Below are 15,870 nucleotides of genomic sequence, written 5' to 3'. Positions count from 1 at the left end.
CCGGTTCCCGACCATGGAGCCGCAGGCTGTGTTGGAGATGGAGTTTGCGGACTCCGAAATCAGCCAGATTCAATGGCATGGTGACGATCTTCATGTGGTTTTTTCTGCCGTTTCTGCGACCCGGCATGCCCTGGGTGAAGCACCGGTGAGTGGGTTCCTGCAAGGGGTCGTACTGGTGCTTCAGCGTTGCGTGCCTGTTCATGGCGTGGATTTGCTCGGGCGAATTCGATCCGGCAGCTTGCGCGTGCAAGGGCAGCCTCCACAAATCCGCATCTTCGTCCCGTCCCGGTGGGACTTGCCCCTTGACTTGGAGCTGGAGCCTGCCCAATCAAGCATTGTGCTCTTGCAGGCACAGGCTCTGGAGTGCCGTTTGCAAGCGGGGGGCGTTTTCCGCGAATCGTTGTTTTGCTAAGCCTAAAACCTTGCTCACCATCGTACTTTAATCAAACGTTTGATTTGTATGCTTAGAATCGACGCCTATGTCGATTCCTTTGTCTGAGACCATTTCCACCAAGCCCACACGCAGCGATGGGGTAGAAGCGCGCAATCGCCTGCTGGATGCAGCATTGCAACTGTTTGCGGAGCAGGGTTTTGCCAAGACCTCTATCCGCGAGATTGCCCTCGCAGCGCAGGCCAATGTGGCGTCCATCAGCTATTACTTTGGGGACAAGGCCGGCTTGTACCGCGCCGTGTTTTCCGATCCGCGTACCAATCCCCCCGTCCCGCCCGAAGCACTGGAGGGCACCGATGTCACGCTGGAGCAGGCAATTCGCGGTTTGTTGTCCAGCTTTTTGGAGCCTCTAAAGCAAGGCCATGTTACCCAGCAGCAGTACATGAAGCTCTGCTTTCGCGAAATGCTGGAGCCCACCGGCGCCTGGCAGCATGAGATTGACACCAATATTGCCCCCGCCCACATGGCCTTGACCCGCGGGCTCTGCCGCCATGTCGGCCTGGCTGAATCCGATGACGATATCCACCGACTCGCCTTCACCATCAGTGGCTTGGGCGTCATGCTCCATGTGGGCAATGACCTGTACACCCAGATCCGCCTCGGGCTGGTCAACTCGCCGCAGGCGCTAGATGCGTATCTGGAGCGACTGGTGTCCTATGCCCTGGTGCTGGTGGATGCTGAAGCGCTGAGACGCCGCTCTAAAGCCTCTGCCCCGGCTCAGGCCCATTTCCCTGAATCCACCTCACTCCAAGCCCCATGAAACCCATGCATTTACGAACCCCCAAGCCCGCCTATGTGGCACTGGCGCTCACGCTGATGTTGAGCGGATGTGCCATCGTCATGCCGCCCGCCAAGGTGGACGCCACCCCCGCCTTGCAGTGGCAAGCTCCACTACCGCATGGCGGCGCCGTCGGTTCGCTGGCTGAGTGGTGGCAAAAGCAGGGCGACCCGCTGTTGGTGGAGTTGATCGACGCCGCCCAAGCGGTGAGCCCTACGGTGGCGCAATCTCTGGCGCGGGTCGAGTCCGCCCGCGCGCAGCGCACCACCGCCAACGCGGCCCTGTTGCCGCAGCTCAGCGCCAATGTGAGTGCCAGCCGGGGCGTGAGTACCCCGGATGTGCCGGTCGCCACCACCCAGAGCGTGGGCCTGCAAGCCAGCTGGGAGCTGGACTTGGTGGGTGCCAACCGTGCGGTGAGCAATGCCGCCGACGCTCAGTTCCAAGGCACCCAGGCGCAGTGGCACGACGCCCGCGTGTCGGTGGCCGCCGAAGTGGCCAACACCTACTACAGCCTGGGCACTTGCCGGCAGCTGTTGGCAGTTGCCCGCAAAGACGCTACCTCGCGGCAGGAAACCGCCCGCCTGGCCGAGCTCAACGCCCGCGCCGGCTTCACGGCCCCCTCGGTAGCGGCACTCGCCCGTGCCAGCGCGGCCGATGGCTCCAGCCGCGTCACCCAGCAGCAGGCGGCGTGTGACATAGACACCAAGGCCCTGGTAGCCCTGACCGGGCTGCAGGAGCCCTATTTGCGGAAAAAAATGGCTCTAGCCCAGGTAGATACTGCGCAAGCAGCTCCTATTTTGATAGCAAGCGTGCCGGCGCAAACCCTGGCCCAGCGGCCTGATGTGTTTGCCGCCGAGCGCGATGTCATGGTCGCCAGCGCCCAAGTGGGCAGCGCCAAGGCCCAGCGCTACCCGCGCCTCACCCTGAACGGGTCGGTCGGTGCCTTGCGCTACAGCAGCATGGGCCGCGAGACGAATCTGGATACCTGGTCCTTTGGCCCCTTGGCAGTCACGCTGCCCTTGTTTGATGGCGGCCAGCGCAAGGCCAACGTGGTGTCGGCCGAGGCGACCTATGCGCAGAGCGTGTCGGCCTACCGCGGCAAAGTGCGCCAGGCCGTGCGCGAAGTCGAAGAGGCACTAGTCCAGCTGCAAAGCACCGATGCCCGCCGGCAGGACGCCGAAGTGGCCACTGCCGGCTACGCCGAATCGCTGGCAGCCACCCAGGCCCGCTACGGCCAGGGGCTGGCCAGTCTGGTGGAGCTGGAGGACGCCCGCCGCAACGCGCTGGCGGCCGAGTCGGCCCAGCTGTCATTGGGCCTGGAGCGCAAGCGCGCCTGGGTGTCTTTGTACCGCGCGCTGGGTGGTGGCTTTGAGCCCGACCGCCTGAACGACAGCGGCGCCTCCGCACCAGCAGCTAAGCAGCCCTGAGGCCCCGGCCTCAAATATTGAGATTTTTGTTGTCACTTTTTCGAGAGCAAACCCATGAACCGTTTTCAATTCAAACCTCTGACGCTGAGCCTGCTGGCCGCCAGCGTGGTGTCGGTCGCCGCGTTGGGCCTGTGGTCCACCCGCACCGAGGCGGCTGATGCCCCCAAGCCCGCCGCTGTTGCCAAAGCGGCATTGACCGTAGCCCTCACGCAGGCCAAGAGCAGCCAGTTGCCTGTGAAGCTGTCTGCCAATGGCGGCGTGGCCGCTTGGCAGGAGGCCAGCGTGGGCTCTGAGGTCAGTGGCCTGCGCGTGGCCGAGCTGCAGGTGGGCGTGGGCGACAGCGTGAAGCGCGGGCAGGTGCTCGCGGTCTTTGCCTCCGAGAGCGTGCAGGCGGACGTAGCCCTCGCGCGTGCCGCTCTCAACGAAGCGCAGGCCAATGCCGCCGAAGCGCTAGCCAATGGTGACCGTGCCCGCGCCGTGCAAGGCACCGGTGCCGTGAGCGCCCAGCAAATTAACCAATACCTCACGCAAGAAGCCACTGCCAAGGCGCGGGTGGCGTCTGCCCAGGCCCAGCTCGATGCCCAATTGCTGCGCTTGAAACAAACCCAATTGCTCGCACCCGACAGCGGCATCGTCTCCGCTCGCAGCGCCAGCGTGGGCGCGGTGGTGGGTGCTGGCACCGAAATGTTCAAGCTCATCCGCCAAGGGCGGCTGGAGTGGCGCGGCGAGGTCACCTCTGCCGAGTTTGCCCGTATCAAACCCGGCATGGGGGTGCTGGTCACTTCGCCCGGCGGCGTGCAGGCCAAGGGCAAAGTGCGCATGTTGGCGCCTACGGTAGATGCTGCCACTCGCAACGGCCTGGTGTACGTGGACTTGCTGGGCGTAACAACCGCCGGCCAGTCTTTGGGCGCCGCTTTTAAGCCCGGCATGTATGCCCGTGGCGAGTTCGAGCTGGGCAGCACTGGCGCACTCACCGTGCCGCAAACCGCGGTGGTGGTGCGCGATGGTTTCAGCTATGTGTACCGCGTGGGTGCCGACAGCCGCGTGAGCCAACTCAAAGTGCAGACCGGCCGCGTGGTGGGTGAGCAGATCGAGATTCAGAGCGGCGTGAAACCCGAAGACAAGCTGGTTGCCAGCGGCGGCAGCTTCTTGAGCGAGGGTGACACAGTCAAGGTGGTGGAGGCGGCAGATTCAAAGCCAAAAGTGGCTGTAGCCCCCGTATCACCTGCGCCAGTAGCTACGAAATAAGGAGCAAGCACATGAGCCCCCACATTCACTTGCGTTCATTGCCCCCCGAGGGGGCGCCTGCCTCCTTTGAGGCGGCTCGGCAGGAGGCGGTATGAACGTCTCCTCGTGGTCGATCAAAAACCCCATACCGGCGGTCATGCTGTTTGTGATGCTGACCTTCGCCGGCATGCTGGCTTTCAACAGCATGAAGGTGCAGCAGTTCCCCGACCTGGAGCTGCCCAACATCACCATCTCGGCCAGCCTGCCCGGTGCGGCGCCGGCCCAGCTGGAAACGGAGGTGGCCCGCAAACTGGAGAACGCGATTGCGTCCATCCAGGGCCTGAAAAACATCTACACCAAGGTGCAGGACGGCGGCGTGTCCATCACCGCTGAATTCCGCTTGGAGAAACCCACCCAGGAAGCGCTCGACGAAGTGCGCAGCGCCGTGCAGGGTGTGCGCAGCGAGCTGCCCAGCGATGTACGCGACCCGGTGATCAACAAGGTCAACCTCTCCGGTGCGCCGATTCTGGCGCTCACCATCCGCTCCGACAAAATGGACGACGAGGCCCTGAGCTGGTTCGTGGACAACACCATTTCCCGGCGCCTGCTTGGGGTCAAGGGGGTGGGTTCGGTGGCCCGCGTGGGGGGCGTGACCCGCGAAGTGCAAGTCGCGCTGGACCCGATGAAGCTGCAAGCGCTGGGCGCTACGGCGGCCGACATTTCGCGCCAGCTCAAACAGGTGCAAACCGAGAGCGCCGGCGGCCGCGCCGACCTGGGTGGCAGCGAGCAGCCCATGCGCACGCTGGCCACCGTGAAAACCGCCGAAGAGTTGGCTCGTCTGGAGCTCACGCTCTCCAACGGTCAGCGCGTACGGCTGGATGAAGTGGCCACCGTCAAAGACACGATTGCTGAGCCTCGGGCTGCAGCACTGCTCAATGGCGTGCCGGTGGTGGGTTTCGAGATCACCCGCAGCAAGGGCGCGAGTGAAGTGGAAGTGGGCGCTGCAGTGAACGCAGCGCTGGACGAGCTCAAAGCCCAGCACCCTGATATTGAGCTCACCCAGGCCTTTGACTTTGTGAAGCCGGTGGCCGAGGAGTTTGATGCTTCCATGACCATGCTGTACGAAGGCGCGGTGTTGGCGGTGATAGTGGTGTGGCTGTTTTTGCGCAACTGGCGCGCGACCTTTGTGTCGGCGGTGGCCTTGCCGCTGTCGGCCATTCCGGCCTTTATCGGCATGGCCTATTTGGGCTTTTCGATCAACACCGTGACCCTGTTGGCCCTCTCTTTGGTGATCGGCGTGCTGGTGGACGATGCGATTGTGGAGGTCGAAAACATCGAGCGCCACCTCGACATGGGCAAAACCCCCTACCAGGCGGCCATGGAAGCGGCCGACGAAATCGGCCTGGCGGTGGTAGCCACCACTTTCACGCTGATTGCCGTGTTTTTGCCTACTGCTTTCATGAGTGGTATTCCGGGCAAGTTCTTCAAGCAGTTCGGCTGGACGGCGGCGCTCGCCGTGTTTGCCTCTCTGGTAGTGGCCCGGGTGCTCACGCCCATGATGGCGGCCTACATCATGAAGCGCAGCCCGCGCCCGCACAAAGAGCCCTTCTGGATGCCGGCCTATATGCGCGCCAGCCGCTGGGCTCTGAACCACCGTTGGATCACCATGGCGGCGGCGGCTGCGTTCTTTGTCGGCTCCATCATGCTGATCCCGCTGCTTCCTACCGGCTTCATCCCGCCGGATGACAACTCGCAAACGCAGGTCTACATCGAGCTTCCTCCGGGCTCTACCCTGGCGCAAACCCGCGACGCCGCTGAGCACGCCCGCCAGTTGCTGGGCAAGGTCGATCACATCCAGAGCATTTACACCACCATTGGTGGCGGTGCTGCGGGGTCTGACCCGTTTGCCCCTGCAGGTACGACCGAAGTCCGCAAGGCCACGCTCACCGTGCTGCTGACCGAGCGCGGCCAGCGCCCGCGCAAGCAGGGCATTGAAAACGCCATCCGCGCAGCCATGGCCGAAGTGCCCGGCGTGCGCAGCAAAGTGGGGCTGGGCGGCAGTGGCGAGAAATACCAACTGGTGCTCACCGGTGAAGACCCCTTGGCCCTGGCGAGTGCTGCCGCTGCCGTGGAGCGCGATTTGCGCACCATCCCCGGCCTGGGCAGCATTACCTCCAGCGCGAGCTTGATTCGCTCTGAAATTGCGGTGCGCCCCGACTTTGCCCGCGCGGCCGATCTGGGGGTGACCAGTGCCTCTATCGGCGACACGCTGCGCATTGCCACCGTGGGCGACTACGACACCTCGCTGGCCAAGCTCAACCTCAGCCAGCGGCAGGTGCCCATTGTGGTCAAGCTCGACAGTGCGGCGCGGCAGGACCTGGAGCTGCTGGGGCGCCTGGCGGTGCCCGGTGTCAAAGGCCCGGTCATGCTCAGCCAGGTGGCCACTCTGGAAATGGCCGGTGGCCCCGCGGTGATCGACCGCCTGAACCGCTCGCGCAACATCACATTTGAAGTGGAGCTCTCCGGCGCACCGCTAGGCGATGTGACAGAGGCCGTGCAAAAACTGCCCTCCATTACCAACCTGCCACCCGGCGTGAAGCAACTCGCGCTGGGCGATGCTGAAGTCATGGGCGAGCTGTTTGCCAGCTTCGGCCTGGCCATGCTGACCGGTGTGCTGTGCATCTACATCGTGCTGGTGCTCTTGTTCAAAGACTTCTTGCAGCCCTTCACCATCCTCGCGGCCTTGCCGCTCTCCTTGGGTGGCGCCTTTGTGGGCTTGCTGGTCGCGAACCAGAGCTTCTCCATGCCTTCGCTCATCGGGCTCATCATGCTGATGGGGATTGCCACCAAGAACTCGATTCTGCTGGTGGAATACGCCATCCTGGCGCGCCGGGGTAGCGATGGTAGCGACGGCCATCCAGTGGCTGCGCCCATGAGCCGGTTTGATGCCCTCATTGACGCCTGCCACAAGCGTGCGCGGCCGATTGTGATGACCACCATCGCCATGGGCGCCGGCATGGTGCCACTGGCCGTGGGCTGGGGCGCTGCCGACAGCAGCTTCCGCAGCCCGATGGCGGTCGCGGTGATTGGTGGCTTGATTACCTCTACCGTGCTCAGCTTGCTGGTGATCCCCTCGGTGTTTACGGTGGTGGACGATCTGGAACACCTGTTGGGCCGCATGAAACGCTGGGTGCTGCGCGAACAGACTTAGCCTTTACAATGCGAGTCCCGTCATTGGGGAGTAGCCGCACTTGCAACTGCAAGTGGCTTGCGTCAACACACTGAGTCTGCAGACTCTGGCGCCAGCAGTTCATTCTTGGCAAGACCTTTGACCACCGCACATCCGCCTTGGCCGGTGATGTGCCGTGGTCATTTGTCTTTTTACCGGCCTTGGAACTCGTGCACATGGAATCCCTTCTCGTCTCTACCGGTGTAGTCGCTCTGGCCGAAATCGGTGACAAAACCCAGCTTCTCGCCTTCATCCTCGCGGCCCGCTTCAAAAAGCCTTTGCCGATAGTGTTGGGCATCTTGTGCGCCACCATTGTCAACCATGGTCTGGCCGGTGCCTTGGGCGCCTGGATCACCTCGGCCATCAGCCCCGGCGTGTTGCGCTGGGTGCTCGGTGCATCCTTTCTGGGCATGGCCATCTGGACGCTGATCCCCGACAAAATTGAAGACGAAGAAACCAAGATCGCAGGTCGCTTCGGGGTGTTCGGTGCCACGCTGATTACGTTCTTCCTGGCCGAGATGGGCGACAAAACCCAAATCGCCACCGTGGCCATGGCAGCCCACTATGCTGCGCCGTTGATGGTGGTGATCGGCACCACGCTGGGTATGTTGATTGCCGATGTGCCCGCAGTGTTCGCCGGCGACAAGTTGGCGAACAAAATTCCAATGAAACTGGTCCACTCCATTGCAGCCGCTATTTTTGCGGTGCTGGGTGTGGCGACCCTGCTGGGTGCGGGCTCGGGCTTCGGGTTTTAAAACCGGGACTGACGGGGAAAGCGCCTCAGGCGCCTTCCTCTTCCTGGCGGAGTTCCGGCGCTGTGCTCGGTAGTGTGATGGTGACGGTGGTGCCTTTGCCCACTGTGGACTGCACTTCCAGGGTGCCGCCCATAGTGGCCTTCACCAAGTTTTCAACGATGGACATGCCCAAGCCGGTGCCGCCGCGCCCGATGCGGGTGCTGAAAAACGGCTGGAACATTTTCTCCAGTGTCTCTTCGGCAATGCCCTGACCGTTGTCAGTGCATGAGAGGGTAATGAGCTGGTCGTCCGCAGTGGCGGCGATGAGTACTTCGCCTTGCTCGATACCCTCGAAGGCGTGGAGGTATGCGTTGTTGATGAGGTTGATGACAACCTGCCCGAGCGGGCCTGGGTAGCTGTCCATGGTCAGACCCTCGGGCACTTCCAGCACGACACGGTGGCTGTGTCGTTTCAGGCTCGGGGCCAAAGTGGCAAGAACCTCTTGCAGGCATTGCCGGAGGTCAAATTGTCGGCGCTGCTCACTCGCCTGGTCCGACGCCACCTGGCGGAAATTCTTGAGCAAAGCCACTGCTCGCTCCAGGTTGCGCATCAGCAAGGTGTTGCCATCTTTCACACTATTCACAAAGGCCGCAAGCTCTGAGCGGCGCAAGTTACCGGCGGCCAGCTGTGCATCGAACTGCACTGCCTGGGCGCTAAGGGTACTGGCTGTCATCATGCTGTTGCCCATAGGGGTGGCCATCTCATGCGAGACGCTGGCAATCAGGGTACCCAAAGTGGCACGCGCCTCACTGCGTGCCAAGGCTTCTTGCATTTGCACTTCTAGGCTTGCGTTGAGCGCCTGGATACGGATTTCGGCGTCCCTTTGCTGGGTGACTTCGAGGTTGATTCCGGCGATTTTGATGGGCCGACCTTCCGGGTTGCGCTCGATCACATGGGCGCGGGAATCGATCCACATCCAGTAACCACTCTTGTGGCGCATGCGGTACTCATACCCAAACCGCTCACTAGTATCTACCGACAGTTGCCCGAACACCCGGGAAATGTTCGGCCAGTCGACCGGGTGAACCAAACGCTGCCAGCTCTCCAATACGTTGTCTCCCAGCTCTTCCCGGCTGTAACCGCTCACGATATGCCAGCGGTCGCTCACGCTGAGAAAGCAGCGTTCAAGGTCGTATTCCCAGATGGCGACACCGGTGCTCTCCACTACTTCTTTCAGCCGGTATTGCTCCTCCAACAGCTCGTCGCGCAGTAGCTTTTCTTGCGCAGTCGCTTCTTCTGTCTGCCGCCGGCTTTGTTGGCTCCGGGCGAGCAGGAAGGTGAGCAGCGCGGTCAACATCAAGCCCACGATCAAGACCAGAGTTTCGCGGTGCAGCGGGCCAGCGGCTTTTCCATCCACGGGGTGAATCAATACCTGCCAGCTCCTGCCGCCAAAGCCCAGCTCCAGGAGGTGATCGGCTTTCTCCGGGTGCATGCTCTCGTTGTCATGCCCTGCGCGATGTTCAGGGTCGCTGAGGCCGGAGTAGACCGGCAAGCTATGGTCTTCCGCTCCGCGCTCGGTGATGAGCAGCTCGGAGGCCGCAGACTGGGCCTGGGATGTAGCGTGCCGGCTCAGCTCTGTCGTGTCGATCAATGCATTGATAAAGCCGATTTGGCGGTAGGTCCACGGCACACCCGGCATCCGCTCATACACAGGGACCGTGAGCGCCACGCCGGTTCGGGCGGTTTCCGGTAAGGCAAACGGCCCGGTCGCGATCGGGGTGCCCACAATGCGTGCGTCCTTTTGCGCCTCTTCCAGTTGTGCAGCAGCCCGACCAGTCCAGCCAGAGCGGTTGGGCGGGAAGATGTAGCCGCCGTGGCTGGTAAACCGCTCCCACTGCAGTGAGGCAATCGACGAGTGAATGCCTTGGAGCCTGCGGGTGTAGGCCTCGAACTGGAGGCCTGTCATGCCAGGCATCATTTCTGCGAGCAGCGCAGTACCGCGCACCGCCTCTAGGGTCGCCGTGGCGTCCCGGTCCAGGGCCGCTACTACGGTTTCCGCGAGTGCATTGCGTTGCTCGAAGTTTCGCAGCAGAGCCGCCTCGTGGAGGTAGTCGTAGACCGTGGCGGTCATCATCAGGCCTGCCGATGCCAAGGCCACACACAGGACCACATCGGTGGCCATGCGCTGGGCGGGGAGGCTGAGTTTGAGCAGGCTCATGGCGGCTCAGTGTAAGCCGTGGTTCAGCCTTGCGCTACCGGGAAGCCCGGCCGGTTGCACCATTCGCTCCAGCTCCCGGCAAACAAGGCTGTGTTGCCCAAGCCCGCAATTTGCATGGCCAGCACATTGGGCACGGCGCTCACGCCGCTGCCGCAGTGGTGCACTACGTCCTGAGGCTGGCGCTCGCCCAGCAAGGCTTCAAACTCGGCCCGCAATACTGCAGCGGGCTTGAACAGGCCGTCGGGGCCGAGGTTGCTGCTGAACACGCGGTTCAGCGCACCGGGGATGTGGCCCGCTACCGGATCGATAGGCTCCACCTCACCCCGAAAGCGCGGTGCTCCGCGCGCGTCGATGATGTGCTGGTGCTTGCGTCCCAAATTGCGCAGCACGGTGTCAGCACCGACCAGCGTCACCAGCGGGTCGGCCACGGCAAAAGTGGTGGCTGCGCGGGGCGCCTCGGCACCGCTGGCCACCGCACCACCGGCTGCCTGCCAGGCTTGAAACCCACCGTCGAGCACCGCCACATTCGCATGGCCCAGCCATTGGAGCATCCACCACAGGCGGCCGCAGTAGTTGGCGCCCTGGCGGTCATACACTACCACCTGGTCGGTGTTCTTCAGCCCCACGCTGCCCAGCCAGGCGGCAAACTTGCCTCGCGAGGGCAGGGGGTGGCGCCCGCCGGAGGCAGCACCGGTCACCGCCGGGTCGCCTTTGGCGCTGAGGTTGTCGTCGAGGTGCGCATACAGCGCGCCAGCAATGTGGCTCTCTGCATACTGCGCCGGGCCTTGCGCGGGCTGCATCAGGTCGCAGCTGCAGTCGAACACCACGGCGGGTGTGGCGCTGGCTTGCAGGGCTTGGAGTTGGGCGACGGAGATCAGGGTGGTGTAGGGCATGGTGTGGAGATTATGTATTTGCATCACCATAAAGAAGAACGCTTGCAGGGTTTGCGGGGTTTTTTAATCCTGGCGATAACAGAGCCGCATTCAAAAAACCAAATGGAATCATTGCTTTAGTAACTCGTCCGCGAACCTGTTCATCAGACAGCGGTTTTGTTCATAAGCAGGTTTGCAGGGTTTGTCGGCATTTTCGTTGGTGGGCATTCGCTGCCGACCTCCCAAAGTCAGTTATAAATCAAGTACTTAAACAAAACGCTGGGAGGTGGTCATGGTGAGTCGCAAAGTTGTTCATAAGACCTGTTTGATGTCCATAACACGTTAGGCCGCACCACCACATGGGCGTCGTTCTCGGGATACTCATCTTCGTTGCCTGCTGGTTTGTGCCGCCAGTGTTGATCTGGCGCTGGAGTGACCGAGAGAGCAAGCAATTCGTCAAATGGATCTGCGTCGCACTTGCAGGCCCACCTTTGCTTGCGATCGCCGGTCACTTCTTGGAGCAGGGTGTGGCAAGAGTACTCGGCGTCTCGGAGACCGAGCTACTAGTCGGAGGACTCGGCCCACTGAGCGTACTGACAAGCCTTGGGCCAATGGTTGTCGGATGGATTGCCTACGCATTGTTCAAGCGTCGCAACCCGAAGGCCGGCTGAGCAAGAAGTTCCCTACCCATGGGCATGCACTTTGCGGCACACACTACCGGCTCGCGCCCTGCTCTCCCAGTGCGGCCTAACCCTTCGCTCGAGCCAGGGACCTCCACCGGCATGGCACTTGGCCCGCGAAGCGCTCGCTATCATCATCCGCTTCGCGGGCCAAGCACCATGCCGGTTCCGGCCCCTCAGCTCAAACGTTAGAGCTCACAAGCTGCTCCCTGCCATGACACAAGTTTTAAGACTGCGTCTGCTTCTTGCCCTTTCTATCGGCGTGAATGTCCTGCTAGTCTGGTCGGCCATGCACAAACCAAAGCCGCACCTAACTACCGATGTAGATCAAACTCGGATGGAACTCTACAAAGTCCTCCCAAAAGACTTTTACACGCGGAATGAGTTCGCACTCGCCCTGACCTACCCCACAGATAGACCGATCGTGCGTGACTGTATGGTCAAGACCGAGAACACGGTCTACGTCTTCGATCGGCAGAACACTCTCATCGGAATGTATGAGCCAGGCCCCAATCCGTTCATTCCTGACCCAGTTGCGTCACTTGAACGCGGCTTCAAGTGCAACCCGGAGTTACTGGACGCGCAAACGCAGCGAGGCATCGCCGCGCAAAAGCGAGGTGATCACCATCTGGACGTAAGCAAGGCCTTGCTCCAAAAGGAGATGACTCTAGAAGGAGAGGCGTGGGCGACAAGGTATCGGGCCGTTGAGAAAAAACCTGCGATTTCCAAGAATAGAGAAAGTCTAAAGTGAGCTCTAACATGTCGGCCCACTCGGACACACAGCAGCAGGTTGCCGCTGCGCGGCAGTTGCTGCGTGCCGGTGGCCTCCAACGTTAGGTGGCGCACTCAGCAATGAAACTATTCTCTGTTTTACTCCTTTGCTTTTTGACTGCCTGCAGCCCAAGACATCCTGCAGAGTCAACATACGAGGCATCTGGCACTCAAGCCCAACGGGTTGCTGAAGTTTCAAAAATTCTATCGAAACGCTTTCCGCTGCCAACTCCGCTAATAGATGCCTACTTCATTGAGGAGAAGATAGGAGACGGAATGATGGGGCCGTCGGACTTTTTTGGCTTCTATTCGCTGAAAGTAGCACCTGCTGACCTCACCGCATGGCGCTCAGCCCTGACGCCTATCGACTCGCAGAGCACAACTATCACCTATTACACCCCCAAGAAGATTCGTACTTGGTGGCTAACCCAAAGCGAATTTCTTGATCTTACCTTTTACAATCCTATGACTATGACCGGGCGCAATAACGGGTGGGTAGCAGTTTCGCCGGACGGAAGAATATTTGTTTATGCCTTTACCATGTAACGCTCTCATGGCGGCACCTAACAATTCGTTCAAGCCGACCCCGCATCGTGGCATCGGCCACGTGCATACGCTACCGCTAGCACGCGTCCGCCGCCCCGCTGCGGGGCGGCTTAACTCAGGCGTTAAACCGCTGCACTTCTCACAGCTTGACTTGCCTCAAACGGTAAATACAATGTACGTATGATTAAGTTCGAATGGGATGAGCTCAAAGCCGCTGCAAATCTCAAAAAGCATCAGGTGTCTTTTGAAGAAGCCAAGTCGGTATTTTTCGACGAATTTGGCGTTCAGTTTTTTGATGAGGATCACTCATCTGACGAGGCGCGCTTTCTGATGCTGGGTATGAGTTCGGGGGCAAAGCTGCTCATCGTCTGTCATTGCGAACGAGAGCATGGAGCAGTTATTCGCCTCATCTCTGCACGCAAAGCAACCAAGCGCGAAAGCGCGTTTTATCGAGGTGGGCAATCATGAAAGCAGAATACGATCTTTCCAAACTGAAGTCCCGTAAAAATCCATACGCGTCCAAATTGAAGAAGCCTGTGACCATGCGTCTTTCAGAGGATGTCGTGGACTACTTCAAGGGAATGGCCGATGAATCGGGAGTCCCTTATCAGAGTCTGATTAACTTGTACCTGCGCGACTGTCTTGCCAATAGCCGAAAAGTACAAATCAAATGGCCACAAGCTGCTTAACATGACAATCAACACGCAGCCTGCGGCGCGGTTGTTTTGACGTTGCTAACTAAGTATTGACTAAGCAACTGTCAACAGCCCGAAGCAAATCCAGCTGCTCAATGCTCTTCCGCCGGCGTATTCGGCATAGCCCGCGAGCGCAACACCGTTGCCAGCACTCCGCTGATCACGATGACTGCAATGCCCAGCCAGCCCATGGGCGCGATCTTGTCGCCAAACAGTAGCAGGCTGAACAGGGCGGCGAACACAATGCCCGAGTACTGCATGCTGGCCACTACCAGCGTGGCGCCCTTGCGGTAGGCGCGGGTCATGCACCACTGGCCGAGCGAGGCCAAAATGCCGATGGGGATGACCCACAGGGCGTCCTGCAGGCGCACTTGCGCCCAGGGCGTCACGTCGGTGAACAGCAGGCCCACCGCACCGACGATGGCGGTGCCCACTGAGAAATAAAACACGGTGCGCTCTTCGGGCTCGCCCACTTTGCCCAGCGCCGTGACCTGCATATAAGCTAGTGCCGCGCCCATGCCCGAGAGCAGGCCGATGACACCGGCAAACAGCTGGTTCTGGTCAATGGTGGGGCGCAGCGTCATGACCACGCCCGCAAACCCGAGCAACACCGTACCCAGCAATGGGCCTTGCTTTTGGGCGTCGCCATACAGCAGGGCGCCGCCCACAATGAAGGCGGCCACCCACACGCCGCTCATGTAGTTGAGCGTCATGGCGGTGGCCAGCGGCAGGTGGGCAATGGCGTAAAACCAGGCGCTGAGCGAGAGCACGCCGATGGTGCTGCGCCACACGTGCATCATGGGCACGGGGGTGCGCAGCGTGGCGCCACGGGCGCGCACCACAATCGCCATAAACACCATGCTGACCAGGCCCCGGTACAGCACCAGCTCCAGCGTGCCAAAGCTGTTGGACGCGTACTTGATGCCCACGGCCATGAGTGCAAACCAGAACGAGGCCAGAACCATCCACAAGGCTTGCATGGGTATTATTCAGTCAAATAGGGCTCTAGCCCGCGCATCTATTGCGCGAGCTGCTATAAAAACAATAGTGCTGTGGGCTCAGGCCGTCAGGCCCGAGAGGTCTACCTTGCCGCGGTACCACTCGTGGAAGTGCTGCATGCCGTCTTCCATGGGGCTTTGGTAGGGGCCTACCTCATTGTCGCCACGCTCAAACAGGGCGCGGCGGCCTGCGTCCATGCGCTCGCCGATCTCGTCGTCCTCGATGCAGGTTTCCATGTAGGCGGCCTGCTGGGCCTCGACAAACTCGCGCTCAAACGCTGCAATTTCCTCGGGGTAATAAAACTCCACCATGTTCATGGTTTTGTTCAGGCCCATGGGGAACAGGGTGGACACGGTCAGCACATGCGGGTACCACTCCACCATGATGTGGGGGTAGTAGGTGAGCCAGATGGCGCCGTACTGCGGGGGCACGTTGTTGCGGTAGCCCAGCAGGGCCTTGTGCCAGCGCTCGTAGGTCGGGCTGCCGGCCTTGCCCAGCCGGTTGGCCACGCCCACGGTCTGCACCGAGTAGTTGTCTTTGAATTCCCAGCGCAGGTCGTCACAGGTCACAAACTGGCCCAGCCCGGGGTGGAAGGGGCCTACGTGGTAGTCCTCCAGATACACCTCAATGAAGGTTTTCCAGTTGTAGTTGCACTCGTGCATCTCCACCTTGTCGCGCACATAGCCTTCAAAGCTCAGGTCGGCACGCGGGCCCATGTGGGCCAACTGCGCCGCCACATCCACGCCGCCTTGGGCGCGGTGGTCTTCAAACAGCAGGCCGTTCCACTCTTGCAGCTTGTAGTTGTTGAGGTTCAGGCAAGGGTCGTGGGCGAAGTGGGGCGCGCCGATCAGCGTGCCGCTTTGGCTGCCGTTGTGGCCGGCATGGGCGCCGCTATAAGTCCAGCGGTGCAAGGGGCAGACGATGTTGCCGCTTTGCACTTGGGTGCCGCTGTGCGTGAGTGAGCCGCTGCCCTTGAGCATGATGGCCTGGCGGTGGCGGCATACATTGGAGATGAGCTCAATACCGCCGGCATTGCGCACCAGCGCCCGGCCTTCTTTTTCTTGGGGCAGGGCGTAGTAGTCCCCGACGTGGGGGACGCTCAAAGAGTGCCCCACATAACGGGGCCCTTGCTGAAAGATACTTTGCATTTCAAGCGCGTAAAGCGCCGGGTCAAAGTAGCTTGAAACTGGTAGTTGGCTGTTCGCCTGCTGCAGTTGAAGACTTAAATCAGACATGGGTGACC

14 protein-coding genes and 1 riboswitch are annotated in these 15,870 nt (G+C 61.0%); of the genes, 10 read left to right on the top strand and 4 right to left on the bottom strand.

The window, feature by feature from the left end; translation table 11 throughout:
* Positions 1-13 precede the first annotated feature (13 nt).
* From QZW03_RS04960 to QZW03_RS04935, 6 genes are all read left to right on the top strand, one after another.
* Positions 14-412, top strand: a complete 399-nt coding sequence (locus tag QZW03_RS04960; protein ID WP_296508847.1) for a hypothetical protein — start codon at positions 14-16, stop codon at positions 410-412.
* 67 nt (positions 413-479) lie between these two features.
* Positions 480-1,211 (top strand): CerR family C-terminal domain-containing protein, encoded by a 732-nt coding sequence (locus tag QZW03_RS04955; RefSeq protein WP_296508844.1) that lies wholly within the window; start codon positions 480-482, stop codon positions 1,209-1,211.
* A complete protein-coding gene (locus QZW03_RS04950; RefSeq protein ID WP_366481358.1) occupies positions 1,208-2,656 on the top strand; it encodes an efflux transporter outer membrane subunit in 1,449 nt (482 codons plus the stop codon). The genes QZW03_RS04955 and QZW03_RS04950 overlap by 4 nt, the downstream gene beginning before the upstream one ends.
* 54 nt (positions 2,657-2,710) lie before the next feature.
* Complete coding sequence (locus QZW03_RS04945; protein ID WP_296508842.1) at positions 2,711-3,904, top strand: efflux RND transporter periplasmic adaptor subunit; 1,194 nt, start codon at positions 2,711-2,713, stop codon at positions 3,902-3,904.
* 91 nt (positions 3,905-3,995) lie between these two features.
* Positions 3,996-7,094, top strand: coding sequence for an efflux RND transporter permease subunit (locus QZW03_RS04940; protein ID WP_296508840.1), 3,099 nt, complete (start codon positions 3,996-3,998; stop codon positions 7,092-7,094).
* Positions 7,095-7,107: 13 nt separating this feature from the next.
* Positions 7,108-7,281: riboswitch (yybP-ykoY riboswitch) on the top strand.
* A gap of 7 nt (positions 7,282-7,288) precedes the next feature.
* Positions 7,289-7,867, top strand: coding sequence for a TMEM165/GDT1 family protein (locus tag QZW03_RS04935; RefSeq protein WP_296508838.1), 579 nt, complete (start codon positions 7,289-7,291; stop codon positions 7,865-7,867).
* Between the two features lie 25 nt (positions 7,868-7,892).
* On the opposite strand, the gene QZW03_RS04930 is transcribed toward QZW03_RS04935, so the two are convergent.
* Both QZW03_RS04930 and QZW03_RS04925 read right to left on the bottom strand, forming a co-directional pair.
* Complete coding sequence (locus tag QZW03_RS04930; protein ID WP_296508835.1) at positions 7,893-10,064, bottom strand: PAS domain-containing sensor histidine kinase; 2,172 nt, start codon at positions 10,062-10,064, stop codon at positions 7,893-7,895.
* Positions 10,065-10,087: 23 nt separating this feature from the next.
* Complete coding sequence (locus tag QZW03_RS04925; protein ID WP_296508832.1) at positions 10,088-10,957, bottom strand: sulfurtransferase; 870 nt, start codon at positions 10,955-10,957, stop codon at positions 10,088-10,090.
* An 873-nt stretch (positions 10,958-11,830) separates the two neighbouring features.
* Here QZW03_RS04925 and QZW03_RS04920 point away from each other — a divergent pair.
* From QZW03_RS04920 to QZW03_RS04905, 4 genes are all read left to right on the top strand, one after another.
* Positions 11,831-12,367, top strand: coding sequence for a hypothetical protein (locus QZW03_RS04920; protein ID WP_296508830.1), 537 nt, complete (start codon positions 11,831-11,833; stop codon positions 12,365-12,367).
* A 101-nt stretch (positions 12,368-12,468) separates the two neighbouring features.
* Complete coding sequence (locus QZW03_RS04915; RefSeq protein WP_296508827.1) at positions 12,469-12,933, top strand: hypothetical protein; 465 nt, start codon at positions 12,469-12,471, stop codon at positions 12,931-12,933.
* 180 nt (positions 12,934-13,113) lie between these two features.
* Positions 13,114-13,401 carry a BrnT family toxin gene (locus QZW03_RS04910; protein WP_296508825.1) on the top strand — a complete coding sequence of 96 codons (288 nt, stop codon included), beginning with the start codon at positions 13,114-13,116 and terminating at the stop codon, positions 13,399-13,401.
* On the top strand, positions 13,398-13,622 hold the full coding sequence (locus QZW03_RS04905; RefSeq protein ID WP_296508822.1) for a BrnA antitoxin family protein: 225 nt from the start codon (positions 13,398-13,400) through the stop codon (positions 13,620-13,622). The genes QZW03_RS04910 and QZW03_RS04905 overlap by 4 nt, the downstream gene beginning before the upstream one ends.
* 98 nt (positions 13,623-13,720) lie before the next feature.
* Here the strand turns inward: QZW03_RS04905 and QZW03_RS04900 are convergent, their stop codons facing one another.
* Entirely contained in the window at positions 13,721-14,608 is an 888-nt protein-coding gene (locus QZW03_RS04900) for a DMT family transporter (RefSeq protein ID WP_296508821.1), read from the bottom strand.
* Between the two features lie 78 nt (positions 14,609-14,686).
* Positions 14,687-15,862, bottom strand: a complete 1,176-nt coding sequence (locus QZW03_RS04895; protein WP_296508819.1) for an aromatic ring-hydroxylating dioxygenase subunit alpha — start codon at positions 15,860-15,862, stop codon at positions 14,687-14,689.
* Positions 15,863-15,870 lie beyond the last annotated feature (8 nt).

Origin of the sequence: Rhodoferax sp. (assembly GCF_013297935.1) — a bacterium.
Taxonomy (GTDB): domain Bacteria; phylum Pseudomonadota; class Gammaproteobacteria; order Burkholderiales; family Burkholderiaceae_C; genus Allorhodoferax.
Note: the sequence above shows the minus strand (reverse complement) of the source record. Positions and strands in the feature narration are given on the sequence as shown.